This is a genomic window from Algoriphagus zhangzhouensis (assembly GCF_900148515.1).
Taxonomy (GTDB): domain Bacteria; phylum Bacteroidota; class Bacteroidia; order Cytophagales; family Cyclobacteriaceae; genus Algoriphagus; species Algoriphagus zhangzhouensis.
Genome location: NZ_FRXN01000008.1, coordinates 1 through 22,484, shown reverse-complemented (window position 1 = coordinate 22,484; position 22,484 = coordinate 1). Strand labels below are relative to the sequence as shown.

At 40.5% G+C, this 22,484-nt stretch carries 13 protein-coding genes; 9 read left to right on the top strand and 4 right to left on the bottom strand.

What is annotated here, in order from left to right; all coding sequences use genetic code 11:
- The first annotated feature begins 212 nt into the window (after window positions 1–212).
- From BUF13_RS20110 to BUF13_RS20100, 3 genes are all read left to right on the top strand, one after another.
- A complete protein-coding gene (locus BUF13_RS20110) occupies window positions 213–2,408 on the top strand; it encodes a TlpA family protein disulfide reductase (RefSeq protein WP_083586539.1) in 2,196 nt (731 codons plus the stop codon).
- A complete protein-coding gene (locus tag BUF13_RS20105) occupies window positions 2,405–5,605 on the top strand; it encodes a SusC/RagA family TonB-linked outer membrane protein (protein WP_083586538.1) in 3,201 nt (1,066 codons plus the stop codon). Before BUF13_RS20110 ends, BUF13_RS20105 begins: the two co-directional genes overlap by 4 nt.
- Before the next feature lie 193 nt (window positions 5,606–5,798).
- On the top strand, window positions 5,799–7,178 hold the full coding sequence (locus BUF13_RS20100; protein ID WP_083586537.1) for a RagB/SusD family nutrient uptake outer membrane protein: 1,380 nt from the start codon (window positions 5,799–5,801) through the stop codon (window positions 7,176–7,178).
- An 84-nt stretch (window positions 7,179–7,262) separates the two neighbouring features.
- Here the strand turns inward: BUF13_RS20100 and BUF13_RS20095 are convergent, their stop codons facing one another.
- The 4 genes from BUF13_RS20095 to BUF13_RS20085 form a co-directional block, all read right to left on the bottom strand.
- Window positions 7,263–8,477, bottom strand: a complete 1,215-nt coding sequence (locus BUF13_RS20095; RefSeq protein WP_073573628.1) for a DUF4221 family protein — start codon at window positions 8,475–8,477, stop codon at window positions 7,263–7,265.
- A gap of 65 nt (window positions 8,478–8,542) precedes the next feature.
- Window positions 8,543–8,761: a hypothetical protein gene (locus BUF13_RS20570; protein WP_134204610.1), complete on the bottom strand. Its 219-nt coding sequence runs from the start codon at window positions 8,759–8,761 to the stop codon at window positions 8,543–8,545.
- 89 nt (window positions 8,762–8,850) lie between these two features.
- Complete coding sequence (locus BUF13_RS20090; RefSeq protein ID WP_073573627.1) at window positions 8,851–9,132, bottom strand: DUF6520 family protein; 282 nt, start codon at window positions 9,130–9,132, stop codon at window positions 8,851–8,853.
- A 518-nt stretch (window positions 9,133–9,650) separates the two neighbouring features.
- Window positions 9,651–10,061: a MauE/DoxX family redox-associated membrane protein gene (locus BUF13_RS20085; protein WP_073573626.1), complete on the bottom strand. Its 411-nt coding sequence runs from the start codon at window positions 10,059–10,061 to the stop codon at window positions 9,651–9,653.
- 297 nt (window positions 10,062–10,358) lie between these two features.
- On the opposite strand from BUF13_RS20085, the gene BUF13_RS20080 reads away from it, so the two are divergent.
- The 6 genes from BUF13_RS20080 to BUF13_RS20055 form a co-directional block, all read left to right on the top strand.
- The gene (locus BUF13_RS20080) at window positions 10,359–10,946 is read left to right on the top strand and encodes a cyclic nucleotide-binding domain-containing protein (RefSeq protein ID WP_073573625.1); all 588 of its coding nucleotides are present in this window, start codon (window positions 10,359–10,361) and stop codon (window positions 10,944–10,946) included.
- Window positions 10,943–11,827 (top strand): terpene synthase family protein, encoded by an 885-nt coding sequence (locus BUF13_RS20075; protein ID WP_073573624.1) that lies wholly within the window; start codon window positions 10,943–10,945, stop codon window positions 11,825–11,827. Before BUF13_RS20080 ends, BUF13_RS20075 begins: the two co-directional genes overlap by 4 nt.
- A gap of 13 nt (window positions 11,828–11,840) precedes the next feature.
- Window positions 11,841–12,035, top strand: a complete 195-nt coding sequence (locus BUF13_RS20070) for a hypothetical protein (protein ID WP_073573623.1) — start codon at window positions 11,841–11,843, stop codon at window positions 12,033–12,035.
- Between the two features lie 204 nt (window positions 12,036–12,239).
- Window positions 12,240–12,881, top strand: a complete 642-nt coding sequence (locus BUF13_RS20065) for a DUF6266 family protein (protein ID WP_073573622.1) — start codon at window positions 12,240–12,242, stop codon at window positions 12,879–12,881.
- Between the two features lie 2,836 nt (window positions 12,882–15,717).
- Window positions 15,718–16,263 carry a phage tail protein gene (locus BUF13_RS20060; protein WP_170865157.1) on the top strand — a complete coding sequence of 182 codons (546 nt, stop codon included), beginning with the start codon at window positions 15,718–15,720 and terminating at the stop codon, window positions 16,261–16,263.
- A gap of 96 nt (window positions 16,264–16,359) precedes the next feature.
- The coding region (locus tag BUF13_RS20055; RefSeq protein WP_244547799.1) for an MBG domain-containing protein at window positions 16,360–22,484 on the top strand (6,125 nt) is incomplete at its 3' end.

The following is a 22,484-nucleotide window of genomic DNA, read 5'->3' as shown; positions in this document are numbered from 1 at the left end:
GGAATTTTGTAAAGGTGAAATCACGGAATTATTCCGTCAAAGAGTTTAGAAAGCTTCCGCCATGGAGGGTTCAGTTTTCTTTTCTGATTATTTCTAACCAATCATTTCACATTTAACAAAGCCCCAAGGGCTAGCTGGGAGACTTGTGCGCTGTGGTGTAGCATTGCCTTGTCGGTATTACTTCTTCCGCTTGTCCTAGGGCATTTCAAAGCATGAAAAAAATAATACACACATGCTTCCCGGCGAAGCTATGTCCTTTTCCCAATAGAAGCAGTTTGCCTTTACCGAGAATAATATCTTATCTCCCCGCAAATATCGGGGTATCTCATCGACCTCTAGCTCCCATATCTCAGGAGCAAAGCGACTACTCTATTTCACTGCGAATAGCAGATTTATTTCGTCAGCCTCAGGCTGACATATTTCATCGACGAAGTCGATATATCTCGCAATCCAACAGATTGCCTATCTCAATAACCGAAGGGAGTAATATTTCAGCGAAGAAGGAGCTATATCTCTCCCGATTTATCGGGATTATTTCGCCAGCCGCAGGATGGCCTATCTCGCAAACCGAAGGTTTGCCTATTTCGCAAGACAAAGTCTTGCATATCTCACAAACCGAAGGTTTGTATATCTCCATAAAACGATTCTTTCAATATATCCTAGCCACTTTCTTTTTATTCCTATTCTTATTTGGAGCCCCCACTATTGTAAATAGTCAAGTTGCTGACTCACCCGGGACATCAAACTTTCCTCAGCTTACAAAGATGTCCCTTCGGAGCGGGGAAACCCGCTCCACTTTACTTGGGAATCAGTTTTTTGATGATTCTATTTCTCTCAGTCAAGGGAGTTTGGATTCCCCTGTCAGTGGAGAGGTATTGATTTATGGCGAGCTGATTAATCCCGATTCTCTGGGGCCGCTTTATTTTACTTGGACTCCTTACTTCTTTTCTGAGGATGCTCCTTTTCTTGAAGAGGAGGCGATAGTGAATCTCGAGAAAGGAGAGTTTTATGATGGGGTTTCGGATTATAGAATCCGAAAGTTTAGCCAAAGACTAGAGCTTTTCGATAGACCCGGCTATTTCAGCCTGACGATCGGTGAAAGAATTCTTTTGGAAGACTTTCTGATGTTTCCGGGAGATAGCCTAAAGATCAACATGGATCTCTATCATTCCACCTTGGTTTTTGCAGGTCCGGATGCTGATTTCTATGAAGCCCAATATGCCTTATATAGAGAGAAGCTTCGAGATGATTTTGATACTCCAATGCTCATGTTTGGAAGCAAATCCAGCCCCCGATTCCAAAGTGTGGAAAAGGAGGGATTAATTGAAAAATACGAATCTCAGTTTGGTAGTCATTTTCAAATGCTAGAGTTGGGAAAGGAAGCGATGGATCACTTCTTTGATGATCTGGAAAATACGGAAGATGAGCTTGCTCTCCGTTTGGAGGTTCTGGACTTCTATCGAGACAAAATCGGAGAGGAGCGTTATGAATTGCTTCTGACAGAAACGGTTGGGAAACTCTATGGAGGTAAGCTGGCATCTTTTCGAAAATTCCATTATCCGGAGGTTTTTGCCCGTTTTTCAGTAGAGGAGCAAGCGGTTTATTTTGATAGGGTACTGGCAATTATTGATGAGCTCAAGATCTGGGATCAAAAACAAGAAGGTGAATTTCATTCTGCTGCCCAATTGGTTTCTTCAGGCTACCTGAACCTGGCATTGGAAGAAACCATGTTGAGAGCTTTGCTAAAAAAGGGAAGCTTTCAGGGTCAAGTAAGGGAAGACTATTCCGGAGAACTGGCGGACCGATTGCTTAGTGGATACCTCTCCGAATATCTATCAGATATTCCCAATGCAGAAAAGGTAATCAATGCCTATTTGAAAGATACAGAAACTGCCCCCTGGAGGGATAGACTGCTCAATCTGAAACATGCCTATGTTCCCGGAGAAATGGTTATTCCAATTGAGTTGGAGAGTCTACAAGGAGAGCTTTATGATGAAAATCTCTTTCAGGGAAAGCCAACTCTGGTCTATTTCTACTTCTCTTCCTGTGCTCACAGTGCGGACTTTTTCGATCAGATTCTTTATCCCCTTTATCAGCAAACCCAGAATCTAGACTATCAGTTGATAGCCATTTCCATCGATGAAGACCTCGATCTCTGGAAGTCCAGAATAGACAAGTATTCAGATCCCTCCATTCCCAATTTCATTATCAGGGGAGAGGAAAAGAAAAAGTGGAGATCCTACTATGAAATCAATGCCTTTCCCAAAACCATGTTGATCGATGCGGAAGGGAAGATACAGTCCTTCAATCTGCGTACAGGCTTTACCACTTTGGAAGGCATCAAAAACAATTTTGAGAGCTTTTTCAAAGAAAAGGTTCAGCAGACCCAAACCCAAGCCAAACTATGAGAACATTGATGACTAAGCTGGTTTATACACTGGCAATATGCTGGGGCTTTTCTTTTCTGGGGATAGCCCAAACAAATCCAAGGATCCTAAAGGGTCAGGTGACTGCTGCTTCGGATGGCTCTTCACTTCCGGGAGTGACAGTAATTCTAAAAGGAAGCAGCAAAGGAACTGTCACTAATGAAGAGGGACAATATTTACTTTCAATTCCTTCGGGAGAACGGGTTTTGACTTTTAGCTTTATCGGTTATGCGACGCAGGAAGTGTTGGTTTCTGCCCATCAGACTCAATTGGATGTAGGCTTAATCGAATCAGATCTGGCTCTGGAAGGAGTGACGGTTTTTTCTACGGGATTTCAGGAGCTCCCATTGGAGCGAACCACAGGTTCATTTGTGGGGATAGATCAGGAATTGCTGGATAGAAGAGTTTCCACCAATCTGATTGATAGACTGGAAGATATAACACCCGGATTGATCTTCAATCGGGACAACAGCAGACTGGAGCCTGGAGAAAGTATATCCATCCGGGGAACAGCCACGCTGATTTCCAATAGTCAGCCCCTGATTGTGGTGGACAATCTGGCCTATGATGGCCCGCTTTCCTCTATTAATCCCAATGATGTATCCAGTATGACCGTGCTGAAAGATGCGGCAGCAGCTTCCATCTGGGGAGCGAGGGCAGGAAACGGAGTGATCGTGATCACTACCAAGAAGGGAAGCTTTGAAAGCCCATCCCGGGTTAATCTCACGATGAATCTGACACAGGTGGAAAAACCCGATCTTTTTTATTATCCCCTGATGTCCATCAATTCTCTGCTGGATAAGCAACTGGAACTTTATAAAAATGGGTACTATGCCTCCCAGATCGGAAACAGAAGAAATCCAGTGGTCAATCCCCTGGCCGAATCGATGTATGCATTTGAGCAGGGAGAGATTTCCCAAGCAGAACTAGATTCGAGATTGCAAGTATTGAGAAACTCAGATATCAGAAGGGATCAGGAGAAATACTTCAAGCGTTCGGCTTCCCAACAGCAATATGCTTTAAATGTATCAGGAGGATCCAAAAAGCATAGCTACCTCTTCAGTGCAGGTTGGGACAGAAATCTGGGACAAGACGTGGAAGCTGATAATTCCAGACTGACTTTGAGTACGCGACAGAGCTGGAAGACTTTTAAAGATAAGCTGACCCTGACTATAGGAGCTTATTGGGTTCAGGCCAAAAGCTATAACGGGATGCCGGGTACCAACTTCTTTCCTTACGATAGATTGGCAGATGAATCGGGAAATCCTCTTCCCGTATATCAGGATTATTCAGTTCGATTCAAGGAAGCCAATCAGAATCTATTGGCCTTGGACTGGAACTATGTTCCCCTTGGAGAGTTGGGGTTAAACAAAACATTGAGCAATTCCAATGATCTTAGATTGTTTGCCGGATTGGACTATCAAATTGGTGGAGGCTTTAGTCTTTCTGCCAATTACCAGTATTGGAACAATCGACAGGAGGGCAGTACCCACCATCCTTTGGAATCTTATGTTGCCAGAAACCTGATCAACAACTACACAGAGATCGACGAAATAGGAGGTCTGATCCACCACGTTCCCATGGGAGGAATCTTGTATTCCAATTATGGATCAGCCTTTAGCCATAATGTGAGAGGGCAGTTGAACTATACCAAAACCTGGAATGGCTTTCATAGCATCCAGGCTTTTGTGGGAGGTGAAGTGAAGGATTACCAGTCTCAAGGCTATCAGAGCAGTTCTTATGGCTATAGCGAGGAAAACGGAACTTCCATGCCAGTGGATTATCTGACTCGATGGAGGGAGTATGCAACTGGAAGGTCCAGAACCATTCCATTTGGAGAAGAATTTGAAGGCAGGATCAATCGCTTTGTTTCGGTATTTGGGAATCTGGGTTATGCTTATAAAGACCGCTATTTGCTAAATGCTAGCTTGAGAAGAGATGCTTCCAATCTTTTTGGAGTGGCGACGAATCAAAAGTCCGTTCCACTCTGGTCGGCAGGTTTGGGTTGGATTGCTTCAGAAGAGGAATTTTTGAAAGACAGGATCTTTGATTTTCTCAAGCTGAGATTCAGCTATGGCTACAATGGCAATACCAATTCCAATGTAACAGCAGTGACCACGGCAAATACCTTTGGAGGAGCATTGAACTTCAATACCGGACTTCCCTTTTTGGGAATCAGGACTCCACCCAATCCGGAACTGAGGTGGGAGCGGATCAAGATCGTGAATTCAGGAGTTGACTTTGGGATCAAAGGTGGAAGACTCTCGGGTTCACTGGATTACTACCAGAAAGAAGGCTTGGATCTTTTGGGCAATATTCCGCTGTATCCTTCCTCAGGCTTCTCAGAAGCGACGCTGAATTATGCATCCACACAAACCAAAGGTTGGGATCTGGTGATCAACAGCATCAATACGACCGGAGAGTTGAAATGGGAGAGTAGTTTCTTTTTGAGCTTGGTAAAAGAAGAAGTGACTGGAGTGGAAAATAATCCTACAGGAACCCAATTGCTCAGCTATAGTCCTTCGCTTCCGACTCCTGTAATTGGAAAGCCCCTCTTTTCCATTTTCAGTTTTCCTTTTGCAGGATTGGATCCGGATACCGGTGATCCCATGGGCTATGTGGATGGAGAAGCCAGTACGGATTACCTGACTATTTATTCGGAAGCGACTCCTGAAAATATCCGATTCCATGGCAGCGGCAGACCCACCCGATTCGGAGCCTTTCGGAATACCTTCAGTTATAGAGGTTGGAGCCTATCTGCCAATATCTCTTATAGACTGGGCTATTACTTTAAAAGACCTTCGGTATCCTATGACAATGTCAATTTGGGAGAGATCAGTCATGGAGATTATGAAAGAAGATGGCAGGAGCCGGGAGATGAGCAGACTACCAACGTTCCGTCAGACCCTGGTGCAAGGAATGCCTATAGAAATGGCTTTTATCTCAACAGTTCTGCCTTGGTAGAAAAGGGAGATCATATCCGAATGCAGGATGTAAGATTGGCTTATACTTGGCCGAAAAAAGAAGGAGGGAAACCATTATTCAATTCTCTGGAAACCTTTGTCTATATCAACAATCTGGGAGTACTCTGGAAGGCAACGGATGCTGTACAGGACCCAGATTATATACTGAGCCCATCTTTGACCACCTTCTCTTTTGGCTTACGAGCAGGTTTTTAAGCGGCTTCGAAAAGCGACTCAAAACCAATAAAAGAGGATAGGAAAAGAGGTCCAATCCATTCCCGGAGTCAGGAGATATACTTTCCTCATATTTCATCTCCGGGCCTTCGGGCCACTCCGGGATCCCTTTGGGTTTGACGGTGCATTAGAACAGTAGAGAAAGGAATTAAACTATTCAAAACGAAACAAAAAAATGAGAAATATTAGATATCAATTCAATAAAATATACCTGCTCTGTCAATTGGGGCTGGCAATGGGATTAGGAGCCTGTTCGGATTATTTGGATAGCAAACCCGATCGAAATTTGGTGATTCCAACCACCTTGGATGATTTTCAGGGACTCCTGGATGCGGAATTATATGGAATGAATGTGGTGCCGATGAGCGGATTTATTGCATCGGATGATCCTTATTTTGGATCGGGCTTATTGGCAAGATTGTCCTTTAATCAAAATGCGGTTTACTTCTGGGAAAAGGAGATCTATCTACCGGATGAGAATGATGTGAACTGGTCAGCCCCCTATCAGAAAGTCTTTTATGCCAATGTGGTGTTGGATGGACTGAATGAGTTCAGCCCACAAAATCAGGTAGAAGAGAATCGCATGTTGGAACTGGAGGCTTCGGCGCGGTTTTACCGAGCCATGGGACATTTTGAGGTGCTGATGCTTTTTGCCGAATCTTTTGATCCGAGTCGCGAGGATCAGCTGGGAGTTCCGATCCGACTGACTTCTGATATCAATCAGAAAGTGGGTAGAGCAACTATGAAAGAAAGCTTTGCACAGATACTATTGGACTTGGAAGAGGGCTTGGAGTTTTTACCCGTCCAAGCTGATATCCCAAGTAGACCTTCCCAATGGGCAGCACAAGCCATGTTGGGAAGAGTCTATCTGATGATGCATTCCTTTGAGGAATCCTATCAGGCTAGTAGTAGGGCTTTGGCAATAGATAATACCTTGATGAACTATAGGGAGCTGGATTCTACTTTGACCTATTCCTTTGAGCGGATGCATCCTGAAACAGTGTTTTATGGAAGAGTGATGAATTCCAGATTTACCACCAATGGAGAGAACTATGTCAATCCGGAATTGGTGGCTTTGTATGATTCTCTGGATATGAGACCTTTTTTCTTTTTTAGGGAAACAGGCGATTCAGCATTATATAATTTTCGGGGGAATTATACGGGAGACTTTTATCAGTTTGGAGGGATAGCAACAGATGAGGTGCTTTTGAATCTGGCAGAAGCGGGAGCTAGAACAGGTTATGAGGCAGAGGCTAATGAAGCCTTAAAATATTTGTTGGAAAACAGAATGGCAGAGGGCTATGTCTGGGAAGGAGATTTTGCTGGGGCTGAATTGATGGAAAAGATCATTTTGGAAAGAAGAAAGGAACTGGCATTCCGTGACATCCGATGGATGGATTTAAAGAGGTATAACCTTTATTCGGAATTGGCAATTACATTGAACAGAGAGTTTAATGAAAGCTCGGCGACTTTACTTCCCAATGATTCCCGTTATGCTTTGGAGATTCCACCTTTGGAAATCAACCTAAATCCTATGCCTCAGAATGTGAGGTAGGTCTTTGAGGATGGTTTGAGGTAGTCATGCATTTTTAGCAGCCCTCCCGTACATCTCTTGGGCTGTTGAGCTGTGGACTTCGGTTCACAGCTTTTTTTTGTTGAATTGAGTTTTATTTTTTTTTGGTGTAAATACCTCAAATTGAATTAACTCTTCATTTTCATAGAATAGGTCTTTTCTGGCTATGTTTAGACCTTTGGAACTCACAAAAATCATGGAGTTGTCATAGGTTTTTTGATCGAAAAAATCTTCACCGATCTTTTGTAGGTTTTCATCCAGTGTGATTATCGAAAAATTGGGAGCTTTATTTCCTGCTTTTATTTCCTCCAGGTTTGGTCTCAGGTAGACTATTCTATAATAAACGTTATTGAATTCATCATAGAGAATACCTGCAAAATCTGAATGGGACATAGCTTCATTCTCCATGGATTTATAATCGAATTTTTTATTGATGTCCAAGTAGGCTTTTGGATTGGAACTGAATGGTTGAGGGGAATCAAAATATTTGGATGAAATATTGATTGCTTTTGATTCAGTGAAGCTCAAATCCGAAATGTATAATTCGTTGCTAATTGGGTAATTGAAAATGATTTGAGCTTTTGAATAATTAATTGCCAATCCAGTGTCCCATTTAAAAGAGACTCCCCAAAAAGCTTGATCATAAATTTCTGGATAAACAGAGTTGTAGCTAATCTTTTTGGTTTTGAGGTCTAAAGATAGGGTGGAAGGGTAGTTCGTGTATTTATCCAAATAATTATTGATTCCGCATGGGATTAAGATGCTATTGTTGACTTGAAAAAAGGGCCGTAAAGTGGATGGAAAAGGAGCAGGGAAATTTTCTTTGGATTTATAATCTGTAATTAGATAGGAGTCAATAAGGCTTCCCTTGGTATTTATAAGAAAAAGCTTACCCAGGGGATTATTGTAAATGAAAATTGAATCTTTGTTGTGATATAAATGACTTGCCAGTAGTCCTAGATTTCCTACACTATTTGGGCCGTCTTCTTCTAAAATTATTTCTTGATAATCGATTGGATTATCTTCTTTAAAATTTAAAATGGAGTTATTGGCAACATTATAAATCGAAATAACTCCCTCTTTATTTTCTTCATCCCATTTATAGGAAATAGAGCTGGTTAAAAAGCCCATGGTTGATCCTGTTGGGAGTTTAGTAAGTCCAACAGGTCTAAGTACTGCCTGGACTTCTTTCGTTGATTGACTTTCTTCAGCTTTTTCTGAGCAGCCAATTATGAGGAAAAATAAAAAAATACGGAACGGTAATCTGATTTGATAATTCATGGTTTTTGAAATAGGCTACGGTTTATATGCCGTAGCCCTTTGAATTTTAAAAGATTGAATGGGTTTTATCCTCCAACTCCTCCTCCTTCAATAGTTCCGGAACAAGCGGGGCCTTGTCCATAGGTAAAGCACATATCTCCATTTCCTGAGGATAGTGCTCTACAAAAACCATCGTTTTGAGACTCATCAGATGAAACTGAACAGGAATATGTTATTCCAAATACAGTGATTCCAGAAAATGATAATCCTACTAGTATGAATGTTCCTATTAATAATTTTTTCATGATTTTAATTAATGTTTACGGAAGTATAACTTCTTAAGTTGATCCTGATTCTTGAAGAAATCAGGGGGCAAAAGCCCCCTTTTTACTCCTTATGGCATTGCCAAAGGGAGTGATCCATTTTTGACAAATTCTCCAACTTCTACTTGAGGAGAAGAATTTGAATCTTCTTCTCGTGAACAAGTTTCAGTTGGTGCATAATCACACTCATAGGTGCTCGCTCCAGGCGTGATACCTGTTAGATCATACCAAACATGGGTGTCTGGATCTTCAGCAAATCGAATTGTAGGATTATCAGCAAAGTTCATTGCCATTGCCATAGTTGCTCCAACCAACAATGCTATTGCTGGGAGCAGGTTTTTTAATCGTTTCATTTTCGTCTTGTTTGTGAAGGCTTAGCCTTCAGGTTGAACAAATAACTAGATACAGCCTAGGTATTTGGTGAATTCCAATTGACTGTCTCTGAACCTTTTCAGGATTTCCTGATTAAGGAGTAGGCTCATCCCCATGCTGACAGAGAATATGCAGGACTTTCCTCTCCCCGCACCGGAAAGTTGTCAGCAATGCCTTTGATTTTTATTTTGATAAATCTCAGCCCTTAAGGCCTATTGATTTGAGATTCGAAATTTGAGATTTGAAATTTAGCTTTCAACAATCCGCAGCACACAACCACCACAACCCTTCCAACAATTATAACTCCGAATAAAACATCCCCCTTGCCCCTCCCGATAATTATCGCGGATTAAGGTGGATTTGTTTGCGTTCCAACCTCCCACTTTCAACTTCCCACTTTGGACCATGGACTGTGGTCTATGGACTACTTACTACTTACTGTTTACAACTTACAGGTCCTGACCCCTGACCACTACTCTCTAATCCCTCCCGGTGACTATCAGGATCTTAATCCCCAAACCGCTAATCCTATCAATCCCAGATTCAATACAAAGTGCTCTGTCCAACCCAAACTTTCCAGGATCCCTGCACAGTTACAGGGTACTCTCGGAAAGGCACCTACCCATATTAATCCCACATAGCTGGTAAATACAGTTAGCAAAAGAATACTTCCCAAATATCCCCACCAACGAGTTGCTTGGAAGAGAAGTAAAAGTCCCAAGAGTAGTTCCACAAAGGGTACAGCATAAGTCAATACCTCAGCTAAATCTGGAGGAAAGGTCTGGTTATGAAAAGCCTTTCTACTTTCCTCATATCGGATCAACTTATCCAGACCAGTATAAGTCCAAAGTAGGATCAATGGTATGGAGATTAATTGCTCTTTTATATCAATAAATTTAGAACCTCTCATTATTCAGAATTTTCAATGAATTTGAACCTGAAATTCTCCTGTTTTCCAAGATTGAATTCAAACAAAACTATTTGAGATAGATCAAATTGGGATAGGTGTTATTTCCCAAGAGTATAATTAGGGTTGACTTTTTAGGAAATTTTTCCGCACTATCAATATGAAATACAGCTCAATTATCTTTTGGCTATTGTGAGTACTACTAAGTTATTTATACATTAACAGTGTAGTTGATTTACTATAGAGATTCTTTACTCTTGGTTTTTGTTGGATCAACTCAATTTTTTAAAGCTGTACATTATGGAAAATAACCTGAAAAAACTGAAAGAAGACTGTGTTCAGTTGGTACCTGGACTTAGTCTGGATTTTGAAAAATTGAGGTATTACATATATCTGAAAAAAGCTAAGAGAGGAGATATAATAAAGGAACCAAATACAATCGAAATCTGCAGTCGATATATCTGCGAGGGCTATATTGGACTGTTGAAAGAAGGAGAGGAGGGAGAGGCTTTGAAGGAGATTTTTAAAGTGACGGATATAGCTTTTGATTTCAAGTCCTATTGGAAAGAAAAAAAGACCAAGTCCTATTTAAAGTGCCTATCTGATGTAGTTTATTTTGAGGTGAGCAAAAAATCTGAACTGGAACTGGTTCGTTTATTTCCTGAATTTACCAGTTTAGGTTTGGCTATCAATCATCGGCTTTTGGAGAGATTTTCCCGGCGCTCCAATTTGAAAGGTCAAGGGATCCATAAAAGCTATCCAAAATTTTTACAAGTATTCCCAGGTATAGATGAGGTTCTATCTCAAAATAAAATCGCATCCTATTTTGGCTGTACTGCAAGAACAGTAAGATATGTTCAAAAGGAATTTAAATCAGAAAGGAAATGAAAGATTTGATTTTCCCTGTTGCTCTGAGTATCCATTTGATCCAATTGGAAAAAAAGACTTTAAAATGGCTTGAGAATGTTCATTTGTTAAAGAAAAAAAATGACATAGCTGAAATTAGGGAACAAAAAATTATCCGCTTTGCAGCCTACCTTTTTCCAGAAATGGAAATTAATCGCTTGGAGATAGTTATGAAGTTTTTTTGCTGCCTTTTTCTTTTGGATGATCGTTTGGATCATATTACACCGGAGGAAGGCCTTGACTGGATCAATTGTTTATGTGATGAAAAAACAGAAAGAAGATTCAATCCATTGATTTTCGAGATTCTTAAACTCAATAGGGAAATGTTGAGGTTGTCAGATAAGAAAAAATGGAGAAAAGGATGGATAGAAAACTGGGATTTTCATTTGGAAGGATTGCTTTGGGAGCTAGATAATAGATGCAAAAGAAGTACCCCAGATCTTCGGGATTACCAAATTCAAAGACCATTTGCTTCTGGGGTCTTTTTAGCTCTTCATTTATTAAGGATGGAGTTTTTTGAGGATAGTTTGATCGTTCAAAAATTGGAATGGGATGTCTCTCGCTTGATTGTTTTATCCAACGATCTGAGTTCTTCAGAGAAAGAGAGGAGTATGGGGGATTTTCAAAATGAACTGCTTTTGTTAGAGGTTTTTATAGGTTCATCCCAGGCAAAAATCCGTGTGGAAAATGAAATTATAAGGTTGCGTTCGCAAATTATTCAAGTTGCCGAGAGAATCAGACTTGAGTATCCCAAAATGGAAAAATGGCTAGAATCCATAATGCTATTACTTGGTGGCTGTCATTATTGGTCAGGAATCACAGCTAGATATTTTGCAAAGATTAATGGAGAGATGAAAAGATGAAATTGAGGAAAAAATGCTTAAAAGAAGATGCGTTATATACCCTAAAGATGTCCAGTTGATTACTGGCAGAAGTGAAAGATATGGGCAGGTGATTATTAGTAAAATAAAAATTGCCTTCAGTAAAAAGCCACATCAGTTTGTAACTATCGATGAGTTTGCCGAATTCTCAGGCATTCCCAAATCCACTGTAGAAAGCTTTATTTATTAATGTGAGGGCGAAGAATTTTCAGTTTGATAATTTCTTGTGATTTCTAGGGGTTTCTACGTGTTTCCTACGTGTTTTCTACGACTTTCCTAGCTGTTGAACTGGTAGAAAAGAGGTATGAACACCGTAGAAAATGTGCGCTAGGTAAAGTAATACAGCCAATTCAAAATTTATAAAGTATTAGAATCAGATTATAGAAAAGAAATTATGGGAAAGCTGGAACCATCAGTACTTGGAAAAATTAGAGGAAGGGTAGGGAGTCTTGTCTTTTATGAGCTTGGAGGACAGGCTATAGTTAGAAAAAGACCATCCTTGCAGAAAAAGGAATTGACAGATCTTCAAAAGTACCATCAGCTTGTTTTTAGCGTTGCCAATATTTTCTTAAAACCATTTAGAGAAGAACTAAACTTCTCAATGGTAACCTTTCAAAAAGGAGGAAGGAAAGGCTATCATCAAGGACTGAGTTGCTTAATAAAAAACGGGATCCAACATGGAGAAGAGCCTCAAGTGATTCCCAACCAGTTATTGATTTCCATGGGATCTCTTACAGGTCCCGCTGATGCCAGGGCAGAAAGAATATCCATTCAGGAAATAAAAATGAATTGGAGTCCCAATGCTTGGGAAGGTTCAGCTAGGGATGCCGATTTATCATATATCTTGATTTATGATCCTGTTAAAAAACATGTGTTTTCATGGAGAGGGGAAGCATATCGACGAACAGGTTACCAAACGATTCAAATTCCCTTGCCTATAGAAGCCGAAAATCAGGTTTGGGTTTATATGGCCTTTTATCAAGAGAAAAATAAAAAAAGAACTTTTTCAAACTCCATTTGTCTGGGTTTAATCTAAAGGTTATTAATGTGTTAAGTATTAAGAACCAAGAGCCAAGAAACAAGAACCAAGAATAAAGAATCAAGAATCAAGAGTTTAGAGCCGAGAACCGAGAATCAAGAACCTAGTACAAAGTACAATGTACCATGTACCAAGCTGCTGGAGTCAGCGATCTCGTTCCCGATTTCTATCGCGGATCATCATTCAACATTCGAAATTCATCATTCGATATTTGGGATCCCGATAGTCACCAGGAGGGATTGGGGAAAAGGTATTTGAAAAATAAATCTCCGTGAAAACTCAGCGTTCTCTGTGTCTCTGTGGTGAATAATTTAAGAAACAAGAAGCTTGTACCAAGTACAAAGTACCAAGCTTCCAGATCGTATTTCTACATTCGTATCTCGTCCTTCGGAATTAGGGATTAGGCATCAGAATCATAAAGCAAATACAAATTTCAGTTCCCGTTCATTGTTAATGGTTAATGGGGAACCATCTGAGCTGTCTTTTAAATAGGAATGGCATTTTTGCCCAATGTTGATTTTGCTGATTTTCTTCCTATCGCTGATTTCCGAACTCGTCCTTCAACATTCGTAATTCATCATTCGATGTTCGAAAAAAGAGTTGTAATAGTTGTTTGCTACGCGTTGTAATTGTTTGGATCATGGGCTTCTAGGTTTTCCATTCCCGATATTTATCGCGGATCATCATTCAACATTCGAAATTCATCATTCGATATTTGGGATCCCGATAGTCACCAGGAGGGATTGGGGAAAAGGTATTTGAAAAATAAATCTCCGTGAAAACTCAGCGTTCTCTGTGTCTCTGTGGTGAATAATTTAAGAAACAAGAAGCTTTAGCCCAATGTTGATTTTTTCCAAAATGGAAATTTCGATGGGTTGAAGAAACGATGTTTGCGTCACCTCCTCGGCACCAAGTCTATTGGTCAATTGATATCTTCGGGCCGAGGGAAATGGCCATTTGTTTTATTATACCCTGGGTTACGCTTCGCTCACCCACGGCTACCATCTTATCGCACCTCTGGTGCTTCTTGGTTATGTTTTGATTTCTCTTCTAAGTAATCTCAGCCCTTTGGGCCTATTCCCTGCTCTCTCCCGAATACTATCGGGATCCCAATCACTCCAAAGCCGTAGGCATATCGAGAATCGTAATTCGTATTTCAACATTCGATGTTCTACATTCAGAAAAAGAGTTGTTGTGTCGTCTTTCGCATTTCGTAATTCGTATTTCGATATTCAGGATTTGAAAAAACTCCGTGTAAACTCAGCGTTCTCTGAGTCTCTGTGGTGAATAATTTAGGAAACAAGAAACTTTAGCTCAATGTTGATTTTCTCCAAAATGGAAATTTCGATTGGTTGAAGAAACGATGTTTGCGTCACCTCCTCGGCACAATGCCTATTGGTCAATTGATATCTCATGGCCGAGGGAAATGGCCAATGTTTTATTAATGCCAGGGCTAAAGCCACAGGCCTGCCTACCTCTGGTAGGACTATTCAAAGTTCCGCCCCTTTAGGGTAAATCCTAATTCGATATTCGAAATTCGACATTCAGCGTTCATCAATGCGCAGTGTACAACCATTACAACCCTTCCAACATCCCACATCCAACTTCCCGACCTCTTACCACTTACCACTCACATGTCGCGCCTAAAGACAGACGCTCGGGCGAATTTTCCAATTTTCCAATTTTCCAATTTTGAAATTAAAACAACGCCGCAGGCACACAACCACCACAACTCTTCCAACCCTTTCCAGCTTTCTGATTTTATCTTTCTGACTTAACCTTCAACCTCCAAACTCCCACTTCCAACCTCCAACTATGGACCATGGACTATTGTCTATGGACTGAATACTGATAACTGACCACTAATCTCCTTCGGGCCAATTGATTTGATATTCGAAATTTAACGTTCATCAACGCGCAGCGTACAACCATTACAACCATTACAACATCCCAAATCCAACTTCCCGACCTCTTACCACTTGCCACTCACATGTCGCGCCTGAAGACAGACGCTCGGGCGAATTTTCCAATTTTCCAATTTTCCAATTTTCCAATTTTGAAATTAAAACAACGCCGCAGGCACACAACCATCACAACCCTTCCAACCTCTTTCAGCTTCCACCATTGAGCCTTCTGATTTCTGATTTCAGCTTTAACTTCCAACTATTAGTAAAAATGGATTTCGTTCATCTCAAATTTGACCCGTATACCTATTACCTTGGTAGGATTTGATTGGCATGGAGCAATGACTTAACTATTATAAGATAAGCAAAATACTATCTATTTAGGTTATATATTTTTCTTAAAAAAGGCTTGAGTTTTTTTTTCAATCTGACTTTTGATTTTTTTGTCTAATTTCTAAGATTTCCATTTGTTAATACTTGAAAAACAATTATTTATATATAAAAAAATAATTTTATGGTTTTAGTTGGTTTTAAGAATCGTATGAAAAACTGTAAAACCTATTATTGTTAATGCTGACTTGAATAGTTTTAGTTAAATCAATTGTCAAATTGAATTATTTTTATGAATTTGAGATTCAATTGGAATTATTTTTAGGTTGAGTAAGGGGTTTTTCTTCACAGTGAGATAGGGAGGTGTATTAGTTCTTATTGAAATTACTCCAGATTGTAGTTTTTATTTACATGCGGTTTTCCTCCATGATTCTTATGTAAAAATTGATCGGAGTAGTAAGTTTTACCAAGTGAAGGGTATTATTATAGCCTTTTAGTTTTTGAATAAGGAATTCAATTTACGTATTAATACGTATGGATTTTACTTTATATAATTTTCAATTTTACTTAAATATTTTACAACTAAATTATTTTTAATTATGGAACCATTTATTGGACAGATTATGTTGGTGGGCTTTAACTTTGCCCCTAGAGGTTGGATGACTTGTGAGGGTCAATTATTGCCTATTTCACAATATACGGCCTTGTTTTCACTTTTAGGAACTACTTATGGTGGTGATGGGAGAACTACATTTGCTCTTCCAGATATGAGAGGAAGAGCGGCAATTGGAATGGGGCATGGACCAGGTTTGTCTAGTTACACTTGGGGACAAAAAGGAGGTGTTGAGAATGTCACGCTGAATACCTTACAAATCCCAAATCATAGTCATAATCTAAATGCCAGTCCTAATGCTGGGACTTCTGCTACTCCTAACGGAAATTTTATTGCAAAGCACCAAGTCACTATTGAGCGTGGCAATACAGTAGATGGGGATTCTTTTACACCTGATGGAACTGGTGTAAGTCCTATGAACCCGGCGTCTATTTCAAGTGTCGGTGGTAATCAATCTCACGAGAATAGGCAACCCTATTTAGCATCCAATTATATCATTGCACTAGTAGGGATCTTCCCATCTAGAAATTAATAAATTTTTGAGGGGAGAGCTTCTGGTTCTCCCTACTTTTTTGATTTAGAAATTTCCGCAAGAGTTTTTTCCACCTCTCTTGAAATCAATATGCTCATGGATCGAATTACCAACTATGCTTTAGGGATTGTTCTCTTTTTCCTATTCTTTATTTCTCCATCATTTTCTCAGACAATAGATTTTGAGTCATTATCCAATTATCAAGGATTGGGCTTAAGCTATTCAGAGGGAGGTTTTACTTTTTCTATCAATGATCCAGGAAATGACAAACAGATAATTGCTAGAACTGGTGTAGGCTATGAAAGTTCCAAATCGCTATATGATAATAACTTGGCAGTAGGGGCAATCAATACATGGACTATAATCAAAAATGATGGAACTGAGTTTCAGTTTAAAAATATTTACTTGCAGGATGCAGGCTTTGCATCAACATCTGGAACCATCCAGGGTTTTAAGAATGGATCTGCGGTAACTGCGAAAAAAAGCATCAATTTTAATGGATATAAGGATTATTCATCAGATGCTGATTTTTTTGATGTTGATGAAATCAGAATAGAGGCGCTTGATATCAATTTTTATCTGGACCAATTCGTATATGGCCCTGTCCCTCCTCCAAACACCCCGCCTACTGCATCCAGCTTTACAGCTGCCAATGGCCCCTATGAGAATTTGACCTATACTTTTTCAACATCAATGTTTGGATATTCTGACATTGACGGGGATCCGCTTAGTCATATTTTGATTGAATCTTTGCCTGCTTCAGGAGTTTTGTTTTTGGATATTAATGACAATAATGTAGTTAATTCAGGAGAGGAAGTAGCCGTCAATCAACAAATCGGCAAGGCAGGCCTAGATGGAGGAAGACTTAAATACATTCAAAATGGCTCGACCAATACCTCTTTTCAATTCGAAGTGAATGATGGAACAGTCAATAGTTCCGGGAATTATGTTGCGAGTCTAAATGGCAGCCCTGTTCCTACAGTTACACTTTCTCTTACTCCAACGTCAAAATCTGAATCCTTATTAACAAATAGCCTCATTAGAGCCACCCTTTCCAATGTCTATGGAGCTCCAGTAACCGTGAACTTAGGTTTCAGTGGTGCCGCAACTGGGTCCGGAGTGGATTATTCGGTATCTGGAACTTCTATTACTATCAATCCAGGAAATACTACTGGTACCGTAATTCTTTCCAATGTTCCTGATGCCTTGTATGAAGGGAATGAAACAGTGATTATTGATATTACTTCAGTGACAAATGGGGTTGAAAATGGGGTTCAACAGCAAACATTTACAATTATTGACGATGATCCCGTGCCAACAGTAAGTTTGGAGGTACTGGGCATATATAATCCAATAACCGATGAAAGTGGTGGTCAGGCCTATGTAAGAGCTAAATTAGATGCAATAGCTGGTACAACAGTCACTGTTCCATTAAGTTTTTCAGGGACAGCCTCTGGAGGGGGAACTGACTATAGTGTTACCGGAACGACCATTACTTTATCTTCAGGAGAAACCATGGATAGTATTCGTGTTACTTCTCAATATGATGGTATTGAGGAAGGGGATGAGACTATCATTATCGATATGGGAACTCCGACTAATGGAATTAAAGGGACCCCAGATCAGGTGACCCTTACTATCAAAGATGAAGATTTAGAAGCGCCTAAGGATTATACCGTAGAAATTAATCAGGATCCGATAACTCCTTCCAATTCATCCAATGTCAGTTTTAGCTTTACCAATGCCGAAATAGGATCGACTTATAATTATCTATTTACCAGTTCTGCGGGGGGAAGCAGCGTTTCGGGTTCTGGAACAATTTCTTCCACTGATCAAACCATTTCCAATATTGACCTGAGTGGAATGTCCGATGGTACTATCACACTTTCTGTGGATTTAACGGATTCATTCAATAATACGGGTGCTACAGTAGATGATACGGCAGATAAATTGGCCAGTGCCCCTCCTTTCTTGACGGGGGTTCCAACGGATATTACTGTTAACGAAGGTGTAGCAAGCAATATTGATCTGTCAGGAACTACTTTTGGTGATCCAGATGCGGCAGCCGATGATGTTTTGAGTATTTCATATTTGTCATTAGGTGGCACCCTTTCCTTTAGCCCTGGTGTTGGTGTCACAATCAGCCAGCCAATTCCTGGAGCTTGGACTACTTCGGGTACTATTTCAAATTTAAATACCTACCTGAGTGATCCAACCTCGATTAAATATACCAGCAATCCAGGGGTAATTGGAGATAATGCCGGAAGTATTGGCTTATCAGGGTCTGATGGACTAGTAGGGGCATCATTTGGTACAATTAACATAGATGTAGAGCCAGCCCCGTATATTGGCTATATAAGTGTTCCTGCTAACGGGACCTATATAGCTGGAAATAATTTGGATTTCCTTGTTAATTTTTCAGAAGCAGTAACAATCAGCGGCTCCCCTGAGATCACACTAGTTATCGGAGGAAATATAAGAGCTGCAAGCTATGTTTCAGGCTCTGGTTCTACTTCCTTATTCTTTAGATATACTGTTGCCACAGGTGATTTGGATACCGATGGTGTTGAGGTTACAGAAGTTTATCTCAATGGTGGAACCATTCAAAATTCATCAGGGATCAATGCTAACCTAACATTAAACAATGTCGGGTCCACTTCAGGAGTATTGGTAGATGCTGTGGCTCCATTTGGTTACAATGTTGCCTTTGATTTATTAGGGGAAATTTTGATCAATCCGATCAATGTGACAATTATAGAGTTTAGAGGAACTGGTTTGGAAGTAGGGACGACCTTGCATTATTCCTTCACCAGCAGTGGAGGGGGAACTCCTGTTACAGGTACTGAATCTGTAGTTACCACTGCTCAGACCTTTGACAATGGTGGAGCTGGCTATGATCTTTCCGGCTTGACAGATGGAACAATTACCTTGACAATCTATTTGGTGGATGCAGCAGGAAATCAAGGATCGAATGTATCTGATACAGAAACCAAGGACACCGGAGCACCTTCTGGCTATTCAGTGGCATGGAATGATGCCTTGATCAATGCGATCGAAGCATCTAATACTTCCTTTACTGTCTCAAATGCAGAAGTAGGGGCAACGGTTTTCTACTCAATTTCAAGTGCAGGGGATGGTAATACAGCCACTGTTAGCGGTAGTAAAGCTGTTGTTAATTCAAGTCAAGTAGTGAATGTTGATGTGAGTTCCTTGGTTGATGGAAGTTTGACTGTGGTTGTTTACCTGCAGGATGGGGTTGGAAATGTTGGGGTAAATGAAACAGATAATTCAACTGTTTTGGATCAAACCAATCCGGTGTCAAGCATTCCGGATTTGACTCCAGCAAGTGATACCGGTTTGAGCGATTCGGATAATATTACCTCGGATGATACTCCGGAATTAACAGGTAATACAGAATCAAATGCTACTGTTACTATTTATGCTGATGCGGCAGAATTAGGTTCGACTACTTCTGATGGGGCAGGGAATTGGACATTTACACCTGCTAGTGCTATTGCCGAAGGCACTTATGACATTACGGCTATAGCTACTGATTTAGCAGGAAATACTGGTTCAGCTTCTGGTGCTTTAACTGTGACTATCGACATGATGGCTCCAAATCCTCCTGATCCAATTGGCGTTACTGAGGATACTGGGTTGAGCAACACCGATTATATTACTTCTGACAACACCCTGATTTTTTATGGTACTTCGGAACCTAATTCGATTGTAACCATAGCGGTAACTGGTTCAACCGGCCCATTTACTACAACTACAGATGGATCTGGAAATTGGTTGTATGATAATACAGCAAATTCACTGTCTGAAGGTCTTCATGAATTATATGCCTATTCGACAGATTTGGCTGGAAATGTAGGTGCCGTATCTTATGTTTTGGAAATAATTATTGACACCCAAGCTCCTCCGGCTCCAAGTACTCCGGATTTGGCACCGGGATCTGATTCCGGAGTTTCTGATTCAGATAACATTACCAATGATTTGACACCGACATTCACAGGTACAGCATTACCAGGAAGTGCTGTTACAGTCATCAGTAATGTTGATGGAGCTTTAGGTGTAACTACAGCTAATGGTTCAGGTAATTGGACCTTTACCGCAGGAAGCAATGTATCAACAGGTGTTCACGTAATTAGAGCTACCCAAGCTGACTTGGCAGGCAATAACAGTACTGTCTCTAGTGGCTTGTCAGTCACTTTTGATGTCAACCCACCATTCTTAAATTTAGAAGGAAGACATACAACTTATTTAAATGCAAATGGAATCACACCTCAGGTTAAGGTAGGTGACTTGTTATTAAGTGGTATGTTTGATGATTATACCCCAAGTTCACTTATCAAAACAAGCTTAAGCAAATCAGTTTTCAATTGTTCTGATATAGGTGCGAATCCTGTGGATGTTATTGCAACCGACCTAGCAGGAAATTCTTTTACCCAATCCGTAATAATCAGGGTTGTTGATAATATTAAACCAACGATTTTAGCAAAATCAACGATCACATTGAATGTTGATGCATTTGGTATAGTTGATTTAACAGCAGGAATGGTTGATGAAGGGTCATTCGATAATTGTAGTATTCTTTCTCAGGTATTAAGCAAAACTTTGTTCGACAAAACTGATGAAGGATCCAATACAGTGAAATATACTGTTACTGATGTCAATGGTAATTCATCTGAAGTTGATATCGAGGTTATTATTGTAGTCGTTCCAAAAATTCTGAATGTGACTGTTGATCTTGGTCAGACCAAAATCTATGGCGATGCAGATCCGATATTCACTTATACTGCTACAGGCTTTGAAGCAGGGGATGATGTCGGCAGTATTATGACTGGCGCTCTTTCAAGAGATCCAGGTAAGGATGTAGGTACCTATTCGATTACTTTGGGAACACTGGACGCAGGACCAAATTATACCATCAATTTCACCGGTGCGGACTTTGAGATTACACCGGCTACTTTAAATGTGTTCACATTTAACTATTCTAAGGTATATGGGGATGCAGATCCAACATTCTCCTTTGCTGCCTCAGGACTGAAAAATGGGGATCCAGGGTCTATCATCACTGGAGCTTTGGTTAGAGTAGCAGGTGAAGATGTTGGAACCTATGCGATCAATCAAGGTACTTTGGACGCAGGGTCTAATTACACCATCAATTTCACAAGTAGGAACTTGGTGATCACTCCAGCTACTTTGAATGTCACTGCTAATGCGGGACAAAGCAAAGTATATGGGGATACTGATCCTGTATTTACATTCCAATATTCGGGATTGAAAAATGGGGATACAGATGTTGTAATTACCGGATCCTTAGCTAGAGCATCAGGTGAAGATGTAGGTATGTATCCGATCAATGTGGGCACGCTGGATGCAGGTCCTAATTATACGGTCAACTTTACGAGTGCGGACTTTGAGGTCACTCCAGCAACTTTGGATATCACAGCCGATGCAGGGCAATCAAAGGTCTATGGAGATACTGATCCTGTGTTTACATATCAATATTCTGGATTGAAAAATGGTGATACAGATGCTGTGTTCACTGGGGAACTACAAAGGGCTTCGGGAGAAGATATTGGGACTTACCCAATTAATCAGGGAACGCTGGATGCAGGGTCAAATTATACGATTAACTATACCGGAGCAGATTTCACCATTGGAGAAAAAATCCTGACAGTGACTGTAGATGGAGGACAATCTAAAATCTATGGAGATGCAGATCCTGTATTTACTTTTGTAGCCGATGGATTCGAAGGAGGAGATGATTTAAGCATTCTGACTGGTACTCTTTCTAGAGCAACTGGAGAAGATGTTGGAACCTATCCGATTACTTTAGGTACACTGGATGCAGGACCTAATTACACCATCAACTTCTTAGGCTCTGACTTTGAGATTACCCAAGCGACTTTGGATATCACAGCTGATGCAGGCCAGTCTAAAATCTATGGCGATGCAGATCCTGAATTTACTTTTGTGGCCGATGGTTTTGAAGGAGGAGATGATGAGACGATTCTAACAGGAGCCTTGACCAGAGCAGCCGGAGAAGATGTCGGAACTTATGCGATCAATCTGGGTACACTGGATGCAGGTCCAAACTATACGATCAACTTCACGAGTGCTGACTTTGAGATCACTCCGGCAACTTTGGATATCACAGCAGACGGGGGCCAAAGCAAAGTCTATGGAGATGCCGATCCTGTATTTACCTA